The sequence below is a fragment of the Fredinandcohnia onubensis genome, assembly GCF_002734215.1.
Taxonomy (GTDB): Bacteria; Bacillota; Bacilli; order Bacillales; family Bacillaceae_L; genus Ferdinandcohnia; species Ferdinandcohnia onubensis.
Genome location: NZ_NSEB01000015.1, coordinates 1 through 17,687, shown reverse-complemented (window position 1 = coordinate 17,687; position 17,687 = coordinate 1). Strand labels below are relative to the sequence as shown.

Sequence of the window (17,687 nt, the reverse complement as noted above, 5' to 3'; positions counted from 1 at the left end):
CCAAAATACGACTCTAAATCAAACTCGTTCTGTGGTGCCCTCACTTACCCATTTTGATTGTACGAGAGTACGTTTTTATGAAGGAGTCTTTCCCCTACTTTCTCTCCATTCTCCCTCTCACTTCCATAATTTAATTTTGTGAGATTAACTGTATTCATGTATAGTAAAAGTATTCGCTAACGAAATTGAGAGGTGAGAATCCTTTGTTGTTTGATTTATTTTTACTTGATCCGGAATTATATACTCATATGGCACTTAACGTTAGTATTTGTATAGGGCTAACGTTACTGATGCTGACTACACAAAGTGTTCATATTGGTTTTGGTTCACCGTTTTCCAATTTTACAGATAAAGAGAATGGTGAAGATAAGTGCTTTGATGGTAACAGGAGTCTTTTAATTCAGTACTTTATCTCGAGGAGAATTACAAAGTCGATCCGTCATAAAATGGCTACAAGTGATGATTCTGATGGTGTTGTTTCCTTCTATCTTAACAGTTAAGTCTAACTTTTTAGGAGGAAACATGAAACAGAATCACACTTTTACTAAACTCATTGTCCTATTATCTATCCTCACTGCATTCCTTTCTGGATGTGGAATTCAGTCAAGTGAGGGTAATGAAGGGTTTTTCCACATTTTTTTAGTGGAACCTATAACAAAACTCATAAATTTTATCGCAAATACGTTTGATGGTAGTTACGGAGTGGCTATTATTATTGTCACTATTTTAATTCGATTGATTATGATGCCATCCATGTTAAAACAGTATAAAAATCAATCGGTGATGAAAGAAAAGATGGGGTTACTTAAGCCAGAAATGGAAAAGATTCAGGAAAAGATCACAGCTGAAACAGATCCGAAAAAGAAGCAAGAGTTGCAACGAGAATTGATGGGGCTTTATCGAAAGCATGGAATTAACCCGCTTAATATGGGCTGTTTGCCTCTTCTGATTCAAATGCCTATATTAACTGGACTATATTATGCCATTCGTGGGTCAGCAGAAATCACTCACCACACTTTTTTATGGTTTAGTCTAGGACAACCTGATTTACTGTTAACCATTATTGCGGGTGTAATTTATTACACTCAATTTAGAATCTCACAGTTAAATATGGCGCAAAGCCAACAACAACAAATGAAATTTATGGGATTATTATCACCCATCATGATTGTTGTCATTTCATATAATGCTCCAGCTGCACTGCCACTTTACTGGACAGTAGGCGGTATTTTTCTGACAATCCAGTCATTTATTGGTTATCGACTTTATCGAAACCAAAAGCTTGAGCCGGCCGTTGAACATAAACAAATGTAAACAAATAAAGAATAGGGCCTGGCCCCGCGGTAGCACTACTTTCCGCAGGGGCCGGGCCCTTTTAATTTCTATTAGAAGGTATCGTAATTGCCTAATTAAGGTCTTAGTGTTGATTAACTGCTGCGACTTCTACATTTTTATTTACCACTAAGCTATGAATTTTAACATTTGGTGGTACCAATGGATGATGGCGAATTTTTTCAACACTCTTTTTGATACTTTCCCCGACATTTCTACTTCCCTCTAACCACTCGCTTACACTACCATCAACAAAATCTGGTTTCACATTTTTAAAAAGATAATCCACTGTTTTTAGCTTATCATTCATATTTTTATTTACTGATGTCAATTTCAGTTGGCTTTGGGCATCATCTAAAACGTTCCTCTTGCCAGTAGTACCAACTACAAATATCTCCTCAACATTTTCCTGATAGATGGCAAGGATGATTGATCTCATTATTTCTCCAAAAGGGTGAGAAATGATTGGGCCATAGCTTTGTATCATTAACATATTTTCAGGTTGGACGTTCGTCTCTTCTTGTAGAATAGGCTCCAATCCAGATTCCATGTCCGTTATAAATAATGTTTTTTTTCTTGTTTTATCCATACAGCACACCCTTTCATATTGATAAATTGTTTAAAGACAGTAGTTTCATAAATTTCAATTTTAATAGTTTTCCCAATCGCATTGGGGAGTAATGCATGCAAGCCTAACCCATCCATTTTGGACTTTTTGATTAAACACATCATCATTTTCTAATAATCTTTTCACATACTCTCTCGGTGCTTGAATGACGATTTGCAAACGAAGAGGAGCGTGATAAGCCTCTTCATCGGACTTCATCACAGACTGCCAAGGAAGTCCGGTTAATAAATCACTTGCAACACCTTGCATGACACCGAGTCCTGAGGTTATCGTTTGTGTTCCTTTATTCCCACTCCCATAGAAGTGAGGTGCAACGGTAGATGCATAATACTGTAAATTAATCCATTGGGCTACGGTTCCGGGCCCAGCAATGATGCTTGCGAGAATCTCTCCATCGTGATCCTGCTCCCAATCATAATTATGAAGAAAAACTCTTCCTTCTAAATCACAATGATGGGTCAGCTCTCTCTTTCCTATAATAAAAGCTGCATTACGAGCCAACCCCCATTCAGGACGTACTTCACTCCAATCTTCTGCAATCCGATGAGCCTCTGCCTTTGGATTTTTACAATAAGTGTCGATAGTTGGTAATTGTGATATACATTCTGCATTTGCTTGATGACTTACGCTAGGTAAGACTTCCTCAATACGATCAAACGATTCCTGAGCTCGCCTTGATAATTTGGGAACATAAATCCATTTCAGTTCATTCACAGTTGTATTATGCTCAGCTGCAACGAACACCGTTTCATCTGGAATTTCAATGCCCTCAGTTAAAAGTGCGTTTCTTACCTCTGACAAGTTGCACAAATTTGCAAGAACCCGAGCATTGAACGCTCCTGATGCTCCACCGCAAGCACCACAATCAAGAGAAGCTGCGTACGGATTGTTTGTACTTTGACTTCCGTGTCCACAAATCACAATTAATGGTGCGATGTTTTTAGTCAGCCCCATCATCTTAAGTGTTTGACGAACATAATTAACTTGATCTTCCTTAGAAAAACCGACTGAAATCTCAGATTCATTGTTCCGAACAGAATGAAGTGTGAGATTTGTTTCTGGTTTCCGTATCCATGATTCCCGAAGATTACGTATGAAATGTGCCGCTTTTCGGGGTAAAAAACTACGGCCTAGCGTTTGAATCATAAGCCATGGCGCACTTACCTCTGGTAAAAGTAAGCTTGGAAGTGCATTCTGTTTCATCGTTTTAAACGTATACGTTACAGAGTCTAACGCTTGTTTACGTTGTTGGTATTGTGTTAGTTCATTTGTATCCGATCTTTCTTCAATCTTTTGTTTTGGTTTATTCATGACGGGCAATGAGGCATGGGTATGTTTACAATCAAGTTCACGTGTTTCAATTGGTAATCCGAAGAAACCAGCGACACCAAATGTTTCAAAAGGCCCTTCTTTCTCTAAATAACGTCTAAAGGTTTCAGAACGGACATCTATACAAAATGCAAATTGGGCTAATGCAGGATTTGTTTCATTGTTTACTTGTTGGTTAGCAACGATTTTCTTTTTCAATTGCTCTGTATATGTTTGTTCCCAAGCCTCAAGCCACAATTTTTTTCGAATCTTTTCATTAAACGTGTAGGCAAATGTCAAATATTCTTCTTGTTGTGTAGTAGACATCCTCAACCATTTCTCAATTGTTAGCCCACCATACTGAATCCAGGCTTCTATAAGTGAATCAAGTTGAACTTTTTTCTCTACGCTATTTATGTGCAAAGGCAGGTAAGGTTTCACTAGAACCCATTCCATCGAAATTCGAACGGCTAAATATTCTACTAAAAGTGATTGTTCGTGTTGAGATTGTTGAGAACGCCAAAGCATCATGCCTGCCCAACCAGGCAAAGATAGCAAATGTCCTTCAAGGTAATTTTGCATCTCTGGTCGAGGAATTTTAAATGCAGATAATACGACTTCCAACGCCGTCTCTGCATCTTGTGGCCAATTTCTAAACATTTTGCGTTGGTTTTTACGTAATGCAGGGTCATGCTGTATAAGTCTTTGCCAGGTTCGATAAAATCCCTCTTTATGCTTCGGCATTGACCAGCCTGCCTGAGATTCATCGAGATATAACTTACACCATTTAATCACATGATGATCTAGCACTTCCGTTAAATGCCCACCATTCTTGTGCTCTATATACATGCTTAAGGGCTGCATTGGAATATTCTCGGTAAGCTCTATATTTCGCTTTCTTGTATTCTCTGAAAATTTTTCTACCTCTGGTGATGAAGAAGGATTTTCAGACATCGAATCCAATTCTAGAGAAACTCGGCAAAAACGTTCAGCCTCTTTCCGAGGGATTTTAAGAAAATGTGAGTTTAGCCAATGCTGCAAGCCCATTTCTAAAAAACCTTCATCAATTTCCCCGCGATTTTTAGCCGATTGGATCATTGAAGTACTAGGGTATATTTCTACATTTCGGGTGTTTTTTAACCAGTTAGCAACATCTTCAAACTTTAAATCTTCCAGTCCCACCCAGGGATGACGAGCCGCAAATGTTGAAATCGGTCCAAGTGGTGCTATTACTCTACTTGCTGAAGAAACTAACGTTTTTATATCAATCACTGTATCGATTTCTTTTTCTTGAACCATTTGTATGTTTATTTCTTTTTGTAATGTAGAGGATACCGTCACACCAACAACCTCCTTATGAAAGTAATTTATTTAAGATAGCTTGGATGACTTTCGGTAGACTTCGCTTCACCTTCGCCAAACTTTATTAACCAAAGAAAAAGCACGGTGAAAAAGGGAGAAGTAGGATAACGAGAAGCGAGCGCGCCAATTACACTACCAAGTATCAATAGACAAACGACAATGAACACGATTGGCATAGGTAGTTGAAGACTTTGAAAAACGGGTGTGTGTAACCATTCTTTGAAAAAGCCATGTAAAAGAAAGTAGACTGTTGCTGATCCGCCCAAAAAGAAAAGACCGGCCAATCTATCAATTTTCCCTTTACAAAAAACAACCAACTGCATCCAAGCAAATGATAAGGACCACCCTACTATCAAAGCAGTCACAATGTCATATGGCCCACTAGACGACATCCTCCAATAAGCAATCCCCGTAAGTAAACCTAATCCATAACCAGCGAAAATCCATAATATGGACGATCTTTTAGTCACATTAGAAGAGACTTCAATCCGGCGTATTGCCGAACCAGCCTGTAAAAAAAGAGTAGCCTTAAAAATGCCATGTAATATAAGGTGAATAATGGCTGCTGAATAAGCACCTAATGCACATTGAATCAGCATAAAACCCATCTGAGCAATTGTAGAACCTACCAATTGACGTTTATAATCAACCTGTACCAAACTTATTCCACTACCGATTAAGACAGAATTAATGGAGAGGACGAGTAAAATAATCTGAGCTTTATCCCCATTAAACAACGGTGAGAATCGTGTTAGGATAATTCCGCCTGCATTTACAATTCCAGCATGCATGATTGCAGAAACGGGTGTAGGAGCAACAACAGATTCTATTAACCATTTTTGAAATGGCCATTGAGCTGCTGGAATGATGACAGCCAAAACCAACAATAGATTTATTCCTGTCTTTTCCCATGTACCTATATGTGTCAGACTTTCATTAGTCAAGATGAGAGATAGCTTCCAGCTGCCTGTAATTTGAGAAAGCCAAATGATCGCAAATAGGAGAGCCAACCAACTACCTGCAAATACCTGAACAGAAAGTCTTGTTGCTACTCTCGTTACCTTCCACTCCCTCTTTAGACTTATAAGAATCGTTAACCCTATAAGAGTGATTCCCCAACAACCTACCATCAATCGAAGGTCATCACTTAACCAGGATACAGAAGCAGTACTTGTAATGAGTGTGAAGAATGCAAAGTATTTCCGGTAAGAACGATCTCCTTGTAAATACCTTACAGAAAAGCGTTGGATGACAATACCTATCGTAAGAACAAAACATGCCATAAGCCAAGCTAAAGAATCCAAGTGCAAGGGGCCAACATTGTGATTCATATTGTTCATTAAAAGAATCAATAATGACACCAAAGCAGGCAATGAAATGATCCCTATGTGTACCCGCACATAACCCAAGGGTACCCGTTTAGTTAAGAATACGAATCCACTTACCACAGATAAAAAAAGTGCGATAAAAAATAAGGTAAGTAGTATGGATATGCTATTCGAAATCATAAAACTTCCCTCCGTCAAAAATGGACCGAACTAAAATAGTAAAAATAAAGCTATTAAATAAAAAAACCGAGAGCTAGTACCAGCAGTAGTAACCACTGATACTAGTTCTCGGTTTATTTTTAACTGACTCATAAAGTCTTTTAAAAATCTCCCTAAACTAATTCTTTCTCTAGATCATTAAACAACTTAAATACGATAACTCGTTCTCCAGTACGAGTACTTAAATCAGTATGAAAGCTTTTAACTTCTTCTCCAGTTATGGATAAGATGATTTCTTTTAAACCATCTAAACCAGATTCAACTAACCCGGACCGAGTATGTTTAATTGATAGCATGCCATCCTTTGTTTGACAAACAGCATATTCCGCAGGAGTTAATATACCTTGTAAATAAACGATTATCATATCACGGAGAATATCTGTTTTAACGGAAACAGATCCACGACCCAGAAAATCCTTTTCCCAATGAGTAATCGCTTTGCTAATTTCTGCTTCGATAGACCCTTTTGTTTTTTTCAAGAAACTTCCCCCTAAACAAAAAATCGGTATATTTCCAGACTATTCCCTCTAAGTCTAAAAATATACCGATTTGTCTTATTCTGTACTTCTAAATACAAAAAGATTGCTTCTTCATTCTACCAATTCTACATTAATAAAATGCTAAAGCTCTTTATTATAATTCAGAAGGTAAATAATATCACTCGGTTATTAATCTAAGTAATAATTTAATTGAAAAAGTGCAACTTGTCAATATTAAATTGACAGATGATTGATTCTATTTGTTTTTTTAATAGGCTTGTACGATTGTACGTTTTAGGAATTCCCTCGTACGAGCTTGGGTTGGGTTATTGAAGATGTGCTCTGGACTTCCTTCTTCAGCAATAACACCCTTATCCATAAATACGACTCGATCCGATACTTCTTTTGCAAATTCCATTTCGTGCGTTACGATTAACATCGTAAGACCTGACTCAGCAAGTTCCTTCATGACTTTTAGGACTTCTCCTACCATTTCTGGATCAAGTGCTGATGTTGGCTCATCAAATAACATGACATCTGGTTCCATCGAAAGTGCTCTTGCAATCGCTACACGTTGCTTTTGCCCACCAGATAATTGCTTTGGCTTGGCGTTAATGTATTTATCCATGCCAACAACCTTCAAGTATTTCATCGCTACTCTTTCCGCTTCTTCCTTCGTGCGTTTCAATACTTTTAGTTGCCCTACTACACAATTGCTTAGGACATTATGATTATTGAATAAATTAAATTGTTGGAAGACCATTCCTAAATGTCTTCGGTAGGTAGCGACATCATGCTTGTTATCCAAAATATTTTCACCTTGATAGATAATTTGCCCGCCGCTAGGTCTTTCTAATAGATTAACACAACGAAGAAGAGTTGATTTACCAGATCCGGAGGAACCGATGATGGAGACAACTTCTCCTTTATTCACCGAGAAATCAATATCTCTTAGTACTTCATGAGTGCCAAAGGATTTGCTTAAGTGTTGAATATCAATAATCTTTTCCATATTCTCTCCTCCTTCTTCCTATTGTTGTTGATTAACTTGTATGGGGCGGTCGTTCCCAATCATCGTATAGTTATCAGAGCCATCTAATTTTCTTTCAAAGTATAGTAGAATTCTTGTAACAATAAAGGTCATCACAAAATAAATCATACATGCTACGAAAAACGATTCAAAATATCTAAAATTATTGCCTGATATTGATTTTGTCACGAAATATAATTCTGTAACTGAAATCACATTCAGAACGGAGGTATCTTTAATATTAATCACAAATTGATTACCTGTTGCAGGTAGAATATTACGTATAACTTGTGGCAATACAACGTTCCACATCGTTTGGAAATGATTCATTCCAATCGCATGTGCTGCTTCAAACTGTCCCTTATCAATCGATACAATCCCACCACGAACATACTCAGCCATATAAGCGCCTGTATTAATCGAGACAACAATGATCGCTGCAACAAAAACATTCATATCTATCCCAAATGCTAACGCAGAACCATAATATATAACCATCGCTTGTACAATCATCGGTGTTCCACGGAAGAATTCAATATAGATGGAGAGGATGGCATTAATGACTTTTAAAAATACTTTGTTCACTCCACGTTCGGGCATTGGTATTGTACGGACAACTCCTGCCAGCAATCCAATCATTGCCCCAAAGATCGTCCCGATAAGAGCGATCAAAAGTGTTAAACCCGCACCACGAAGGAACATTGGCCAGTTTTCGATGATAATTTTAATGACCCACTCAAAACTCATTGTTTCTCCTCCTTTGCCCTATAAAACCGACTGCATGTTGATATACAGTCGGTTCCCTGTATTTTTTATTCTGCTGCTGGTTGATTTTGAATAGCCGAATCCATAATGCTTGTACGTTCTTCTTCTGAAATACCTGTTAAAATTTCATTTATTTTTTCTGTTAATTCGCTGCCCTTTTGAAGTCCGACAGCAATTGCTGTATCATCTTCTGATGTTTCAAATCCTTCTTCAAATTCAACCATTACAAAGTTCTCATTAGCAGATGAAGCACTAATACCCTCTGGACGTTCAGAAACGTAACCATCAATCATTCCTGACTCAAGTGCTACTCGCATTGCTGGGAAGTTGTCCATCGCCGTTTTCTTTTCGACACCTTCAATTTGGTCGATTACTGTATAGTGGAATGTATTTAATTGAGCCGTAATTTTTGCTCCGTTAAAGTCTTGTATAGAAGTAGCACCTTCATAAGTGCTTCCTTTTTTCACAACCATAACTAAATTCGACGTATAGTAATTATCCGAAAAGTCGATAGTTTCTTTTCGTTCTGCTGTTGGTGACATACCAGCTATGATTGCATCAATTTTACCTGATGTTAAAGCTGGCACAAGACCATCCCACTCTGTTTTAACAATCACTAATTCTTTACCTAAACCTTCAGCTACTTTTTTTGCAATTTCCACATCATATCCACCTGCATACTCTGCAGAACCATTTATTTTTACTGCACCATTGGAATCATCGTTTTGTGTCCAGTTAAACGGTGCATATCCAGCTTCAAGACCTACCTTAAAAGTATTATCTTTTGATGACCCAGAATCCGAACTAGTACTTGTTCCACACCCCGTTAATAATAGAATGCTAGAAATTAGTAATACAAGAAATAATGGTAATTTGCTTCTCATGCTGTTTCTCCTCCATATTTTTATAAATTTCGACAAAAAAACGACCTGAGATATACTCAGGTCGCAGTAAGTTTGCCCTAAGGTCCTCTCTTTTATCTCAAATGAGATAGCACAACTCAATAAACTGGCGGTTTATTGAGACAGTCCTGCAGCTCTTAACTACAGACCCAGCATGTAATACTGAGGGTATTACAAACTTCGGCGACATTTCCTTCTCCTTAGCATCACTGTTTCCTCAAACTCCACTAAAGACTGTTAAATATCGCGCCTCTACCTCACTAGTAAAAGTGAGGCCTTATTAAATTGTGTTTTTATACTACAATACTATCTATCTATTCGTCAACCACTATTCATTAGTAATATCTAGTAATTCGCACTAGCCAGAAACTATCCGCGACATGAAAACACATAAATCGTCATAGAACATAACACTAAAAGGTTGGTCCGATTCTCCAAATACCAAAGTCGTTTTGCTTCAAAATTTCAGATTTTGTTAGTTTACCAGACGAGACGGATTTAATTTCATCAAAAATAGATTGTCCAACAGATTGAACCGTTTCTTTTCCTTCAATAATGGTCCCAGCATTCAAATCCATATTATCTCTCATACTATTAAACATGGGTGTATTCGTTGAAATTTTAATAACAGGAGCAATTGGCGATCCCGTCGGTGTACCACGACCAGTTGTAAAGAGGACTACCTGTGCACCTCCTGCGACCATTCCTGTAAGCTGTTCAATGTCCTGCCCTGGAGTATCCATCCAGACAAGCCCTTTTTTAGTTGGAATGTCTGCATAGTCAATTAGTTCTTGAAGCGGACTTGTTCCAGACTTTGTAGCTGCTCCGAGTGACTTTTCCTCAAGTGAACTTAGCCCACCAGCGATATTTCCAGGCGTAGGATTACCTGTCCGGATATCAATCCCCATCATGAGCGCTCGACCTTCTGCCTGCTTAATCTTTTCATATACTCTTTCTACGGTACGATCATCAACTGCTCGGTTAGCAAGTAAATGTTCGGCACCGATTAATTCTGTAGTTTCTGCAAGGATTGCAGTTCCACCTGCTTTTACAATTAAATCACTCACATGGCCAACTGCAGGGTTTGCAGATAGACCTGAGCATGCATCCGAACCACCGCATTCCGTTCCAATGATCAATTCACTGACATGACAAGGCTCTCTCATAATTGCAGAGGCATCCTGAACCATCTTTGCTGCAACTTTGGCTGCGTTAGCGATCGTTTGCAAGGTACCTCCATTTTCTTGAATGGAAACAGTCTCAACCGGCTTTCCGCTTTTAGCAATCTCTTCTGCGACACTTCTTGCTTGATGTGTTTCACAACCTAAGCCTAGCACGACTACACCATACACATTTGGATTAAGGCCTACACCAACATAGGTTCGAAAGGTTTGATCATAATCCACTCCAACCTGTGTACAGCCATGTTGATGAATAAAACTTACAGTCCCATGCACAAGCTGGGTAACTTGGTATGCAGCTTGTGTCGCACAGGTGATAGTTGGGAGAATCAACACATGATTACGAACCCCAACTTTTCCATCTGGACGTCTATACCCCATAAAATATTCTTGATTATCCACTTATATCCCCCCTACCACGTGTTCCTTCGAGATTGTGTACATGGACATGCTCTCCTATCTCAATATCACATGAAGCAACACCTATGATTTCACCATATTTATAAATCTTTTCACCTTTTTTAATAGAATCAACGGCAAATTTGTGCCCAAAGGGAATTGAGTGTAAGAGTTTTACATCAATTTTCCTATCACCATACGAAGCAGTAACAAAGATTTTAGCCTCTAGATCTACTAAAACGGTTGCAACATTATCTCTCTCATTCATTAATACAGCCGAAAAACTTTGAGACATGACTCAGCCCTCCTCTATTTTAAAAGATGTTAATCTCATTAGATTTTTTTAATCCTCAGAATCGACATACGGAATCGTTAATGGCCCTAACGGTAGTACCGCTACAGACATGTCTTCTCCATACTTTTCTTTAAGCTGTTCTAACGTTTGTTCAATATTATGTGTTGGCTTCAACATTGCCTGTGTCACTTGTTCATCTGTAAGTAGTGAATACACATACACATCCGCCCATACTTGAATAACAGCCTGCTTTTGCACTTGCCACTGGTCAAATGTTTTAAACTCTGGGTCATTGATCATATCTAGGATTTCTTGTGGAGACTTGGCCATTTTTAAGATATCTCCGTAATTCCCATGGCTTGGAAGCCCATCTGAACATTCTGAAGCGATAATGATCGCTCCCCCTTTTTTCACAATTTTATGAGCAGCACTCATACCTTTTACGGCCTGGTACAGATTCTGATCGAGTGGATAGCCAGAATTTGATGTTATGACGACATCAAAGCGCTGTTCACATTTCGTCATTGCGTGTTCTTTTGCATACGCACAACCTTTGTCATGGGCAGCAATTAATTCCCCAGCAAACACATTTGTAATCTGCTTATCACGATTCAAAGTGACATTCAGCATAAAATGTGGTTTACACATCATGTTAATTTCCCTTGTCATCTCCTGAAGAGGGTTTTTCACCATATTTCCCCATGTTGCTAACGGATCACCAATCATTCTTGCATTATGGAAGGTCATTATCGTTTCAATCCCTGCAATCCCTGGCATGATTCCTTTTGGTCCGCCTGAAAAGCCAGCAAAAAAGTGTGGCTCGATAAAACCCGTTACGATTCGAAAATCTGCTTCCACATATTCTTTGTTTAAATAAACGTCACAACCAAATTTACTATCCCCTACTTTGACAAGTGTTTCCTTATCATGACAATGGTTATTAATAATCCGAATGTTATCAACAACCCATTGACCTAGCATTTGAACGAACTCTTCCTCCGTTTGATCACGATGCGTTCCCGTTCCATTAATAATCACAAAGTTTTCAAGCGGAACATGGTTTAATTCCTTAATTAAAGCCGGAACAAGTTTTTCATTAGGCGTTGGCCGTGTGATGTCACTAATGACGATAGCTACTTTATCGGTTGCTTTCACCATTTCTGCTAATGGTGGTGATCCAATTGGATTTTTGAGGGCCTCTTGTAATGCTCCCATTTCATCCTCTAGACCTGAGGGATTTTGTGGTTCTAAAATAAGAGCATTGTCCGGTACATTAATTGTTAAATTGTCTTTTCCGTAAAGTAATGTTGTTTGCATTTTTTTCTCCTTTTTAACTCATGATGTTTTTTAATAAATAACCACCCCTAGCCTCTTAAATGGCCAGGGGTGGAGCTTGTTTTTTATACTGGTACTCCAGGGTCTTTTGGCGCTCCGGGATTTTCCAGTTTCGCATCAATGCCTTTACTTCTTTGGTATTTATCCATTAGTATAACAGCGATTGGACAAAGAATGGCCGTCGTTAATACAGATATTGATATTTGCATCGTAGCTATGTTCGCAATATCCTGATAGGCTTGAGCTTCAGCAGCACTCATCATACCAGAACCAGCTGCAACAGTCGCAGCCGCTGCAATAGCTGCCGGCGTACCTACAGCATTACCCGCCGTAGACGCTTCAGCCACCGGGGCAATTTGACTTTTCTCTCTAAACAGCTTAAACACGAGAATACCCGTTAACCCTGTTAATACGGTTGTCATAATTCCTAGAAGTAATCCAGCGCCAACAACGCTAGGGTTGAAGAATGTCATAAAGTTCATTCCTGCACCAAGTGCAAATGCAAAGAATGGAACCGGTAAGATTTCTCCTGGAGCCAAAAATTCACGAATTTCAGGGTCAAGATTCCCTAGAAGCATTCCTAGAGCAATAGGTAATAATACTGCGATAAAAGAAATGATTGGGAATTTGGAACCTAATAGGCCCAGTGACATTAATGTAAAAAACGGCCCATCGTTTAATGATAGGACAGATACAGCACCTACATCCGACCTGTTTCCATATTGACCTGTTAGGGCTGCATACATCCCACCGTTTCCATTTGTCATTGCAGCAATGATTGCCAATGTCGATAAACCAAGTAAACCATTCATTGGGTCAAAAAAGTATCCAAACAATAGTCCAACAGCAAGCCCAGTTAAATATTTTGATGTTGTCAGCAAAACTCCTTTTTTCAAAGCAACCCCACCGACTCTAAGATTCATCTGGCTACCTGCGCAAAATAGGAATAATGCAATTAATGTTAATGCACCATTTTTAAATAATTGTTCAGAGAATCCACCAATCCGTAAAAACTCATAATGACCATCGGCAGTTGGAGCAACCCCCAAAGATTTTAAAGCATCCATAACTGCTGGAATGTGCATTTGATCGACTGTATTAAATAACGCCCCCAGCATCAAAGGTACAACCATTAATCCACCTGGTACTTTCTCAATTGTTTGCTTGATTTTCATTCCCATTTACCCCCTCTTTATTGAAAAAATATGTGCGGCTTACCTGCTCAGCTGTAAGTTCTAACAATTCTTTTGACTCTATCATCGCTTCGTCTAAGCTCATTGGACGATTAATAATGCTAAAAACCCCAATGATTCCATATTGATATAAGGTTTGAATTCTTTCACCTATGGAGCCCGCGATAATGATCGTTGGAATATTAAGCTTCTTTGCTGTTTGAGCCACCCCCATGGGAGTTTTTCCATAAGCTGTTTGAAAATCCACCTGCCCTTCCCCAGTAATGACAAGGTCAGCCCCTTTAAGATTTTCTTCAAGCTTGGAGTATTCAATAACGACATCTACCCCTCTTTTCATAGTGGATGGAAAAAACGCTTGAAAGGCTCCTCCAATTCCTCCCGCAGCCCCAGCTCCCGGTCTTTCATGCAACCGGATCCCCGTTACTTGTTCCACTACATTGCCCCAATGAGTAAGGTTTTCGTCCAGGACTCGAACCATTTCATCTGTAGCTCCTTTTTGTGGTCCAAACACATGAGAAGCTCCCTTTTCACCTACAAGTGGATTTTCCACATCAGAGGCAATTAAAAAGTAACTTTCTTGGATTCGTTTATCAAAATGATCCATAAGTACTTCATGTATTTGATTTAAGGCACCGCCACCAAAACCAATTTCCTTTCCAGATTTGTCTAGAATTTGCATACCAAGAGCCTGTAGCATCCCAACACCACCATCATTTGTGGCGGATCCACCGATGGCTAAGACAAAATTTCGATAACCTTTGTCAAGCGCTTTCTTAATTAATTCCCCTGTGCCAAATGTCGTTGCAGTAAGAGGGTCACGCTCAGAACGACTAATTAAATCCAACCCGGATGCACTAGCCATTTCTATAATGCATGTCTCGTTATCACCTAGCACCCCGTAAGATGCTTCGATTGGTTTACCAAGGGGACCTGTTACAGTCACTGAAACTTTATGTCCTTTCGTCGAAGAAACGAGATTCTCCATCGTTCCTTCTCCCCCATCCGCCACAGGTATTAACTTTGTTTCTGCATTCGGATAGGCATTTTTTATTCCCTTTTCAATTGATATGGCCGCTTCCATTGCAGTTACACTGCCCTTAAAGGAATCTGGCGCAATTATGATCTTTATTTTGTATCCCCCCTACGCAAACGCTTACAATATTCTGTTTATTTAATTATAATGTACTTGCATCAATTCTTCTTTATATGTAGAATACAAATAATTATATAAATTTGAATGATTTTTTGTATTCAATAACTAAGAGGAGAATTAAATGATTACTAGGGAAATTGCTGAGATGTTAGTAAAAGAAACTTCGAAGGTCATGAACCTGAATATCAATATCATGGATGAAGAAGGAGTTATTATTGCAACGAGTGACCCCTCTCGTCTAGATTGGATCCACGAAGGTGCATTAGAAGTTGTTAAAACTGGAAAGGCACTTGAAATTACATCAGAAAATCAAGGCCAACTTCGTGGCACACAGCAAGGAATTAATTTACCGATTCATTTTCATGGTGAGGTTGTCGGAGTCATCGGAATTACAGGGGAACCCCACATAATAGGAGACCGTGGAGGCCTTGTTAAAATGATGGCTGAATTAATGATTAAGCAAGCTTACATGGCTTCCCAAACGGAATGGCGCCAAAAAACGAAAGAAACGATTATCGAAGAACTTTTGAAGGAGAAACCGAACACAATTAATATTGAACGCTGGCTTAGCCTACTTAATATGAAGCTTACTGGTCCTTTCGTCGTTAGCTTAATTGAGATAGTTGATTATTCTCTTTCAAGTCACTTGCTTATCAAAAATACAGAAGAAGCGGTTGGAAAAGAAGAAGTGTTGGCAGGATTTATTCATGGCAATAAATTGTTGCTACTATTAACTCGGGTCACTCACGAAGGTGCAAAAAAGAAGTTAACTTCCCTTTGTAAAGAATTTGAAAAAATGAAGGTTCACGTTCGTTTAGCATTTTCTCCACTCATTCACCACCTTCTACAGATTAATCAGGGTTATCATGAATGTGAAATTGCCTTAGCCATCAGTAAACCTGAACAAAGAATCATTTCATATACCGACATTGAACCGAAGGCACTCGTTCACCAAATTGATCCAAAGCTAGCAAAACAGTTTTCCGAAAGAATACTAGAAAGCAAGGGTGACCTTATCAATCATTTTGATACGCTTCAAGCATTCTTTGACTCGAATTTAAATATAAAGGAAACTGCGAAAAAACTTTACATTCATCGCAATACTCTCATTTACCGTCTTAACAAAATAAAAACAGAAAGCGGCTATGACCCACAAAACTTTCATGATGCCTTTCTATTGCAAATGGTCATTTGGCTACATAATGGAACTTGCTCTCCCCCGCAGTGAAAGGTGGAGAGCTTTTATAATTCGACAAAAATATTGGTAATTCGACAAAAACGATTGACCTTTTATTCATATACATATAGAATTTGTACATATTTTCAAAAAATGAGGGTTAGCATGAAAAATATATTATTCAGGAAAAAAGATCTCGGAGAGTTATTGAAAAAAAACGGAGATATCCAGCTACCGCAAACATTAGGTGCCTTTGATTTAATGCTACTTGGAGTGGGTGCCATTGTAGGAACGGGTATATTCATTCTTCCTGGGACAGTAGCCGCGGGGCACGCAGGACCAGGTATCGTTTTTTCATTTATTATTGCTGCGATAGTCTGCGCATTGGCAGCTTTGTGCTATTCAGAATTTTCCTCATCCGTACCAGTAACGGGTAGTGCATATACGTATGTTTACGTTGTATTTGGAGAAGTAGTCGCTTGGTTAGTTGGATGGGCTTTACTATTGGAATATGGCCTAGCCGTTGCAGCAGTTGCAACTGGTTGGTCTGCATATTTAAGTGCTTTATTAGAAGGTTTTAATATTACCATTCCAAAAGCCATTTCAGGTTCTTTTAATCCAGCAGATGGAACATATATAAATATACCTGCTATAGTCATTATATTTGCTACTGCTTATTTATTAACACTCGGAATAAGAGAATCTACAAAGATTAATATGATTATGGTATTTATTAAAGTAGGTGTTATTCTCTTATTTATTGGAGTAGGTATTTTTTATGTAGAGCCTGCTAATTGGCAACCATTCTTGCCCTTCGGAATGAATGGCGTGATAAGTGGGGCAGCCCTTGTTTTCTTTGCTTATCTTGGGTTCGATGCTGTTTCATCAGCTGCTGAAGAGGTAAAGAACCCACAACGTAATATGCCAATAGGAATTATTGGTTCGTTATTTATTTGTACAATTCTTTATGGAGCTGTTTCCCTTGTTTTGACTGGGATGGTTTCTTACACAAAGCTGAATGTAAGTGATCCAGTTAGCTACGTGATGCAAATCGTTCATCAAGATTGGGTGGCTGGTGTTATTTCACTTGGGGCTGTTGTCGGGATGATGACAGTGATACTCGTTATGTCATACGGAGGAACTAGACTTCTTTACGCGTTTGGCCGTGATGGATTGCTGCCGAAAAGTATGTATGAACTTAGTAAAAAACATAAAACACCCGTTAAAAACACATGGGTATTTGCAGCAATTGTAGCTTTTTGTGCCGGCTTCATTCCGTTATCAAAGCTAGCAGAACTAGTAAATATGGGAACATTACTTGCATTTACAGTTGTCTCAATTGGTATTCTTTACTTAAGAAAAAATAAGAGTCTCCCATCCAATGGGTTTAAAGTACCGTTCTATCCATTCTTACCGATTCTTTCATTCTTATTATGTTTATTCTTAATGACCCAGCTCTCTGTCTTTACTTGGATTGCATGTGGTGTTTGGTTTTTATTTGGATTACTTTTCTATTTTGTCTATGGTAAAAAACATAGCGTAATGAATAAAGATAAGGAAAGATAAGAAGTGAGGCTGGGACATAACTAGCTTCGAATAGT

General features: G+C 38.6%; 16 protein-coding genes and 1 riboswitch. Of the genes, 4 read left to right on the top strand and 12 right to left on the bottom strand.

Annotated elements, in window-relative coordinates; genetic code table 11:
* Positions 1–203 precede the first annotated feature (203 nt).
* Positions 204–500 carry a hypothetical protein gene (locus CKK03_RS17975; protein ID WP_099363906.1) on the top strand — a complete coding sequence of 99 codons (297 nt, stop codon included), beginning with the start codon at positions 204–206 and terminating at the stop codon, positions 498–500.
* Positions 501–522: 22 nt separating this feature from the next.
* Positions 523–1,314, top strand: coding sequence for a membrane protein insertase YidC (yidC, locus tag CKK03_RS17970; protein ID WP_099363905.1), 792 nt, complete (start codon positions 523–525; stop codon positions 1,312–1,314).
* 103 nt (positions 1,315–1,417) lie between these two features.
* On the opposite strand, the gene CKK03_RS17965 is transcribed toward yidC, so the two are convergent.
* From CKK03_RS17965 to CKK03_RS17910, 12 genes are all read right to left on the bottom strand, one after another.
* Entirely contained in the window at positions 1,418–1,921 is a 504-nt protein-coding gene (locus CKK03_RS17965) for a carbonic anhydrase (protein WP_099363904.1), read from the bottom strand.
* A gap of 60 nt (positions 1,922–1,981) precedes the next feature.
* Complete coding sequence (locus tag CKK03_RS17960) at positions 1,982–4,609, bottom strand: DUF2309 domain-containing protein (protein ID WP_099363903.1); 2,628 nt, start codon at positions 4,607–4,609, stop codon at positions 1,982–1,984.
* Positions 4,610–4,635: 26 nt separating this feature from the next.
* Positions 4,636–6,138, bottom strand: coding sequence for an NADH dehydrogenase subunit 5 (locus tag CKK03_RS17955; protein WP_099363902.1), 1,503 nt, complete (start codon positions 6,136–6,138; stop codon positions 4,636–4,638).
* Positions 6,139–6,290: 152 nt separating this feature from the next.
* Positions 6,291–6,656 (bottom strand): Na-translocating system protein MpsC family protein, encoded by a 366-nt coding sequence (locus tag CKK03_RS17950; protein ID WP_099354449.1) that lies wholly within the window; start codon positions 6,654–6,656, stop codon positions 6,291–6,293.
* A 268-nt stretch (positions 6,657–6,924) separates the two neighbouring features.
* The gene (locus CKK03_RS17945) at positions 6,925–7,668 is read right to left on the bottom strand and encodes an amino acid ABC transporter ATP-binding protein (RefSeq protein ID WP_099363901.1); all 744 of its coding nucleotides are present in this window, start codon (positions 7,666–7,668) and stop codon (positions 6,925–6,927) included.
* Between the two features lie 18 nt (positions 7,669–7,686).
* Positions 7,687–8,433 (bottom strand): amino acid ABC transporter permease, encoded by a 747-nt coding sequence (locus CKK03_RS17940; protein ID WP_099363900.1) that lies wholly within the window; start codon positions 8,431–8,433, stop codon positions 7,687–7,689.
* A 65-nt stretch (positions 8,434–8,498) separates the two neighbouring features.
* The gene (locus CKK03_RS17935) at positions 8,499–9,335 is read right to left on the bottom strand and encodes a transporter substrate-binding domain-containing protein (RefSeq protein ID WP_099363899.1); all 837 of its coding nucleotides are present in this window, start codon (positions 9,333–9,335) and stop codon (positions 8,499–8,501) included.
* A 99-nt stretch (positions 9,336–9,434) separates the two neighbouring features.
* A riboswitch (Lysine riboswitch) is annotated at positions 9,435–9,616 on the bottom strand.
* A 150-nt stretch (positions 9,617–9,766) separates the two neighbouring features.
* Positions 9,767–10,915, bottom strand: coding sequence for a UxaA family hydrolase (locus CKK03_RS17930; RefSeq protein WP_099364107.1), 1,149 nt, complete (start codon positions 10,913–10,915; stop codon positions 9,767–9,769).
* Between the two features lie 13 nt (positions 10,916–10,928).
* Positions 10,929–11,228, bottom strand: coding sequence for a UxaA family hydrolase (locus tag CKK03_RS17925; RefSeq protein ID WP_099363898.1), 300 nt, complete (start codon positions 11,226–11,228; stop codon positions 10,929–10,931).
* A gap of 48 nt (positions 11,229–11,276) precedes the next feature.
* The gene (gene larA / locus CKK03_RS17920) at positions 11,277–12,545 is read right to left on the bottom strand and encodes a nickel-dependent lactate racemase (protein ID WP_099363897.1); all 1,269 of its coding nucleotides are present in this window, start codon (positions 12,543–12,545) and stop codon (positions 11,277–11,279) included.
* A gap of 83 nt (positions 12,546–12,628) precedes the next feature.
* A complete protein-coding gene (locus tag CKK03_RS17915) occupies positions 12,629–13,738 on the bottom strand; it encodes a 2-keto-3-deoxygluconate permease (protein ID WP_099363896.1) in 1,110 nt (369 codons plus the stop codon).
* Entirely contained in the window at positions 13,716–14,885 is a 1,170-nt protein-coding gene (locus CKK03_RS17910; RefSeq protein WP_099363895.1) for a glycerate kinase, read from the bottom strand. Before CKK03_RS17910 ends, CKK03_RS17915 begins: the two co-directional genes overlap by 23 nt.
* 145 nt (positions 14,886–15,030) lie before the next feature.
* Here CKK03_RS17910 and CKK03_RS17905 point away from each other — a divergent pair, with 145 nt between their 5' ends.
* Together CKK03_RS17905 and bcaP are read left to right on the top strand one after the other, a co-directional pair.
* Positions 15,031–16,137 (top strand): CdaR family transcriptional regulator, encoded by a 1,107-nt coding sequence (locus CKK03_RS17905; RefSeq protein ID WP_099363894.1) that lies wholly within the window; start codon positions 15,031–15,033, stop codon positions 16,135–16,137.
* 114 nt (positions 16,138–16,251) lie between these two features.
* The gene (gene bcaP / locus CKK03_RS17900) at positions 16,252–17,652 is read left to right on the top strand and encodes a branched-chain amino acid transporter BcaP (protein ID WP_099363893.1); all 1,401 of its coding nucleotides are present in this window, start codon (positions 16,252–16,254) and stop codon (positions 17,650–17,652) included.
* The last annotated feature ends 35 nt before the right edge of the window (positions 17,653–17,687 follow it).

Excerpts from the sequence above, each read along its gene's own strand:
- CKK03_RS17940 (WP_099363900.1), bottom strand. The coding sequence starts at position 8,433 with ATGAGTTTTGAGTGGGTCATTAAAATTATCATCGAAAACTGGCCAATG.
- CKK03_RS17925 (WP_099363898.1), bottom strand. The coding sequence starts at position 11,228 with ATGTCTCAAAGTTTTTCGGCTGTATTAATGAATGAGAGAGATAATGTT.
- CKK03_RS17905 (WP_099363894.1), top strand. The coding sequence starts at position 15,031 with ATGATTACTAGGGAAATTGCTGAGATGTTAGTAAAAGAAACTTCGAAG.
- larA (WP_099363897.1), bottom strand. The coding sequence starts at position 12,545 with ATGCAAACAACATTACTTTACGGAAAAGACAATTTAACAATTAATGTA.
- CKK03_RS17915 (WP_099363896.1), bottom strand. The coding sequence starts at position 13,738 with ATGAAAATCAAGCAAACAATTGAGAAAGTACCAGGTGGATTAATGGTT.
- CKK03_RS17945 (WP_099363901.1), bottom strand. The coding sequence starts at position 7,668 with ATGGAAAAGATTATTGATATTCAACACTTAAGCAAATCCTTTGGCACT.
- yidC (WP_099363905.1), top strand. The coding sequence starts at position 523 with ATGAAACAGAATCACACTTTTACTAAACTCATTGTCCTATTATCTATC.
- bcaP (WP_099363893.1), top strand. The coding sequence starts at position 16,252 with ATGAAAAATATATTATTCAGGAAAAAAGATCTCGGAGAGTTATTGAAA.
- CKK03_RS17955 (WP_099363902.1), bottom strand. The coding sequence starts at position 6,138 with ATGATTTCGAATAGCATATCCATACTACTTACCTTATTTTTTATCGCA.
- CKK03_RS17965 (WP_099363904.1), bottom strand. The coding sequence starts at position 1,921 with ATGGATAAAACAAGAAAAAAAACATTATTTATAACGGACATGGAATCT.
- CKK03_RS17935 (WP_099363899.1), bottom strand. The coding sequence starts at position 9,335 with ATGAGAAGCAAATTACCATTATTTCTTGTATTACTAATTTCTAGCATT.
- CKK03_RS17930 (WP_099364107.1), bottom strand. The coding sequence starts at position 10,915 with ATGGGGTATAGACGTCCAGATGGAAAAGTTGGGGTTCGTAATCATGTG.